Genomic DNA, 780 nt, shown 5'->3' with positions numbered 1-780 from the left:
CAGGCTGGGCAAGAATTTCGCGGATTTCGGGAAGTTGAGGTACGATTCGCGGATGGTGAATCGTCTTTACAAGACCGGCGCGGATCGGGATCAGCTCAGTCTTCTGCCGGCGCGGATTGAGGACTATGTGGGGCCGGACAATCCGGTGCGCGCGATTGAGGCGTATGTTTGTACGCTGGATTTGGAGCAGCTGGGCTTCCGGCATGCCAAGGGCGGCGGGGGCGCCGGCCAGCCGAGCTACGATCCGGCCGAGCTGTTGAAGCTCTATCTTTACGGCTACGTCAACCGGGTCCGCTCCTCGCGCGCTCTGGAGCAGGAAGCGGGGCGCAATCTGGAACTGATGTGGCTGCTGAAGGGGCTTGTGCCCGGCTACCGGACGATCGCCAATTTCCGCAAGGACAACTGGGCTGCGTTGAAGGCGGCAAACCGGGAGTTCGTGGTGCTGGCGCGTGCGCTTTCGCTTTTGGGCGGCGAACTGGTGGCGATCGATGGGGCGTTTTTCCATGGCGATGCCGGCAAGGGCAGCATCAAGACGCGCAAGCGGCTGACCGAACAGCTGGCGGCGATCGAGCGCGACATTGAGGCCTATGGCGAGGCGCTGGAGGCCAACGACGCCACCGAGGCGAAGCCGTCCCGCGGTGGAGGCGACGGCGGCAAGGGGGACGGCGGCGGCATCGCGGACAAGCTCACCGCGCTGATGGAACGGCGCGCGCGGGTCAAAGCCGACCTCACCGAGCTGGCACGGAGCGGCCAGACGCAGTTGTCGACGACGGACGCCGA

1 protein-coding gene is annotated in these 780 nt (G+C 65.3%); it reads left to right on the top strand.

Translation table 11 applies throughout. The features are described from left to right. Positions 1-52: 52 nt before the first annotated feature. On the top strand, positions 53-780 hold a 728-nt coding region (locus OZ411_RS42945), incomplete at its 3' end, for a transposase (RefSeq protein ID WP_282532800.1).

Origin of the sequence: Bradyrhizobium sp. Arg237L, assembly GCF_029990105.1 — a bacterium.
Taxonomy (GTDB): domain Bacteria; phylum Pseudomonadota; class Alphaproteobacteria; order Rhizobiales; family Xanthobacteraceae; genus Bradyrhizobium.
The sequence above is the reverse complement of the archived record's forward strand: the minus strand, read 5'-3'. Positions and strand labels throughout refer to the sequence as shown.